The sequence below is a fragment of the uncultured Campylobacter sp. genome (genome assembly GCF_938017615.1).
Taxonomy (GTDB): domain Bacteria; phylum Campylobacterota; class Campylobacteria; order Campylobacterales; family Campylobacteraceae; genus Campylobacter_B.
On sequence record NZ_CALIJA010000141.1, the window covers coordinates 1 to 3502 of the forward strand.

The following is a 3502-nucleotide window of genomic DNA, read 5'->3' on the forward strand; positions in this document are numbered from 1 at the left end:
CTCCGCCCGCCACGTATCAAAAAATGAGCCCTTTACGATGCTTTTCGTACTACGCGTGCTCGAAAGTGCGGGCAGAGCGAGCTTTTTGCCCTTATAAATGCCGCTTGAAATTTGCGTAAAGAGCGTACCGCCGAGCTTAGACAATTTAGCCATTTTGCCTTCTTAAAATTTCGATGATTTTTACCTTAAACTCATCAAATAGTGCGCAAATTTCCTCTTCCGCCGCGTCGTATTCGCTAAGATCCTGCTTTAGCGAGCCTTGAAAATCCTCTAGCTTCGATAGCAAGGTATTCTTTGAAAACGGTAGTGCCAAATCTCCGTCCTCGCCGATCAAAAAGAGCGGTTTTGTCGAGCTTTGCGGCTCATCGCTTATCACAAAGTCGCAATCCTGCGCACTTGCGGCATGATCTTTTAAAAACAATTCCAGCGTCTTTTGCAAAATTTCGCAGTCGCAATCGATAAAAGCTTTCATCAAAGCCCCTTTTTAAATTTTATCATCTTAAACTTCTCGCCAAACTCCGCGCGCAGGTGATTGAACTGCAAAAGCGCGTTTAGGTATCCCTTCTCGCCGCTTTTTTGTATAAAAAGCTCTAAAAGCTGGACCGCACCGAAGTCTATGAGAGCCGCGATCTGTCTTTTAAAATCCGCCGTCACGGCGCCCGCGTCCTCAAACGCCGCACGTAAAATTTCAAAATTTACGTCGTAGGTAAGATCGCTTTTGCCGTAAAAATCGCTCAAGTTTTGCACCTCAAAGAAGCTAAAAACTTCGTGATTTCGGTAAATCCGCAGGCTAAAATCGCCGCTAGCGCCCATCTGCCCGTAATCAAAGGCGATGAAATAAAACCGCTGCGCGCTGGCGCAAATTTCGCGCGCAAAGCGAAAGTATCTGACCGGGATTTCGCCGCGCGAGATGCCAAATCTGCGTGCAATGGTCAAAATTTCACGTTCTTTTATGGGGGCAAATTTTGCCGCGCCGCTTTCGATAAAAAGCATATTTTCGCCGTCCACCGCCTCGCATTTAAAGGCGTCGAAAAGCTCATTTGCCACAAAGATCGCATCTTTAAATTTCGCCTCGCGCGCGCTTGCGAAATGCTTTGGCACGATTTCGCCGCCGAAGCTCTCCGCAAAGCTCGCCCGCTGTAGCTCGCGCAGACGCTCGTGCGGCTCGATGATCGCAAAGCTAAATCTATCAAGTGCCGCCGCACCGCCCAGCGTAAAAATCGCCTGCGCGATGTCACAAAGCAGACGCCCGTCGTGCGAGCCGATCTCTACGATAGCGATTTTAGCGCTATTTTGCGATTTTTTTGCGAGCGCGACATCTAAATTTAGTTCGTCAGGATTAACCGCAATGTTTTGATGCGATGCGCCCGAGCTTGCCGCCGCGTCTAGGCTTAACTCTTGCGTCGCGCTAAAATCCGCGCTTAGGCGCAAAATTTCGCGCGCGATGCAGATACCGAAGAAGCTCCCTACGCTCACGGCGGTGTAAAAATCGCCGCTTTTGCCGATTTTAGCGGCATTTGCGTAGTAGCTCTCGTTTAGCCAACTCTCAAAAAAATCGCTAAATTTCACGCCCGCACTATCTCGTCCAGGCTCTTGCGCAGGCGCGCAAAGCCCTCTTTGATCTCCGGTTTTTTGATATTTAGCGCAGGCAAAAATCTAAGGGTGCGCTTGCCGGATTTTAGGATCAAAAGTCCGTTTTGCAGGGCTTTGTTAAAGATCTCGCCCAGATTTTTTTCATCGCGCAGCACGAGGCCTTGCATCAGACCGAGCCCCACGCGCTTTTCGATCAGGCTAGGATAGTCTGCGGCGAGCCCGTCTAGTTTTTTGATAAATCTTTTTATAGTCTTATCAAGCTTGCCGCTCGCTTTTAAAAACTGAAGCTGCGAAAGCACCGCAAGCGCCGTAGAGGTCGCCAAAAAGTTACCGCCGAAGGTGCTGCCGTGCTCGCCCGGAGCGAAAATGTTTTGCTGCGCCACGCACGCGCCGATCGGCACGCCGCCCGCAAGCCCTTTGGCAAAGGTGATGATGTCGGGGCGGATGTCGTAAATTTGCGACGTCGCAAACTCGCCCGTGCGATATACGCCGCACTGCACCTCATCAGTGATTAAAAGCAGCTTTTTCTCTTTCAAAACAGCCGCCAGCTTTTGCACGCTCGCCCTATCCAAAGGCTTGATACCGCCCTCGCCCTGAACGAGCTCGATCATCACGGCGACGCTGTTTTCATCGATATGCGCGATGATCTCCTCGATATCGTCGAAAAATTTAAACCCGGGCATATAAGGCGCAAAAATTTCCGGATGAAATTTCTCCTGCCCCGTAGCTTGCAGCGTCGCTAGCGTGCGGCCGTGGAAGGAATTTCGCAGAGTTAGAATTTCAAATTTTTTATTAGGGAAATTTACGGTGCCGTATTTGCGCGCCATTTTGATCGCCGCCTCGTTCGCCTCAGCGCCAGAGTTACAAAACACGGCGTAGCTGCGATACCCCAAAAGCTCACTAATCTTTTGAGCCAGGGCTTCTTGGGGCAGAATTCTATAGATATTCGAGCCGTGGATGATCTGTGCGGCTTGCGTGCCGATCGCTTCCAGCACGATCTCGTTTGCGTGCCCTAGGCAGTTTACGCCGATGCCTGCGCCGAAATCCACGTAGTCCTTGCCCGCTTCGTCATAGACTATCGAGCCCTCGCCTCTTACCAGCGCCACGTTTACGCGCGCGAAATTATCCATCAAATAGTTCATTGTTTGTACTCCACTTTAGGCAGATGCCAAGATTTGTAATAAGCTACCATGCGAAACGCAACTCCCAAAACCAGCAAAATAATCACCGAAAAGGCGCCGCTAAGCCCCAATCCATCAAGCACGAAATATATTAAGCCCACGCCCATGCTTATCGTGCCGTAAAGCCCCGTATGCAAAAACCACGGCACTTCGTTCAGCAGTACGTCGCGCAAAATGCCGCCGCCCACGCCGTTGCAAAATGCGATTAGCACCACGCCGAAAACGTTATGATTGTAGCTTAGCGCAACCATCGCTCCCACGATCGAAAAGCTTACGACGTCGATCGCATCGGTTAGAATAAATAAAAATTTACCCTCTAAATCGCGGTTCTCGTAAAGTTTGGCAAAAATAGCTACGGCGCTTACCACAAGCACGATGGTTACGGGCGCGTAGTGCGTGAACGAGTAGATCTCGCGGCTTACCAAGGTGTCGCGCATGATCCCGCCGCCAAGCGCCGTCAAAAACGCCGCGATAAAGATCCCAAGCCAATCGCAGCCCTTCTTTACGCCGAATAAAAACCCGCTAAGCGCCGCCGAAGCGATGCCTACGCACTCCGTAAACTCTAAAATACTCATATCACAAACCGCTAAAATCCTTTTAAAAACGCATTTTACAACAACTAAATATAAATTTGGGTAAAGCGCGACGAGCGGGAGAAATTTAGGCGCTGCGGTATAAATTTAAAGCGGCGGGTAAAATTTGAGCGCGGCGAATTAAAATTCTACGAG

The 3502-nt window shown here is 50.0% G+C and carries 5 protein-coding genes; all 5 read right to left on the reverse strand.

Annotated features, from left to right (window positions below; all coding sequences use genetic code 11):
* Positions 1-153, reverse strand: a 153-nt coding sequence (locus Q0620_RS07265) for an RsmD family RNA methyltransferase (protein ID WP_298784119.1), incomplete at its 3' end; no start/stop codon positions are given.
* Positions 146-472 carry a hypothetical protein gene (locus Q0620_RS07270; RefSeq protein WP_298784112.1) on the reverse strand — a complete coding sequence of 109 codons (327 nt, stop codon included), beginning with the start codon at positions 470-472 and terminating at the stop codon, positions 146-148. The genes Q0620_RS07265 and Q0620_RS07270, both read right to left, overlap by 8 nt.
* On the reverse strand, positions 472-1569 hold the full coding sequence (locus Q0620_RS07275; protein WP_298784114.1) for an SAM-dependent methyltransferase: 1098 nt from the start codon (positions 1567-1569) through the stop codon (positions 472-474). The genes Q0620_RS07270 and Q0620_RS07275 overlap by 1 nt, the downstream gene beginning before the upstream one ends.
* Positions 1566-2735: an acetylornithine transaminase gene (locus tag Q0620_RS07280; RefSeq protein WP_298784116.1), complete on the reverse strand. Its 1170-nt coding sequence runs from the start codon at positions 2733-2735 to the stop codon at positions 1566-1568. Before Q0620_RS07280 ends, Q0620_RS07275 begins: the two co-directional genes overlap by 4 nt.
* Positions 2732-3349 (reverse strand): TRIC cation channel family protein, encoded by a 618-nt coding sequence (locus Q0620_RS07285; RefSeq protein WP_298784118.1) that lies wholly within the window; start codon positions 3347-3349, stop codon positions 2732-2734. Before Q0620_RS07285 ends, Q0620_RS07280 begins: the two co-directional genes overlap by 4 nt.
* Positions 3350-3502: the final 153 nt, after the last annotated feature.

What these genes read in the sequence shown, in the direction of transcription:
- Q0620_RS07270 (WP_298784112.1), bottom strand. Translation starts at nt 472, where the DNA reads ATGAAAGCTTTTATCGATTGCGACTGCGAAATTTTGCAAAAGACGCTG.
- Q0620_RS07280 (WP_298784116.1), bottom strand. Translation starts at nt 2,735, where the DNA reads ATGAACTATTTGATGGATAATTTCGCGCGCGTAAACGTGGCGCTGGTA.
- Q0620_RS07285 (WP_298784118.1), bottom strand. Translation starts at nt 3,349, where the DNA reads ATGAGTATTTTAGAGTTTACGGAGTGCGTAGGCATCGCTTCGGCGGCG.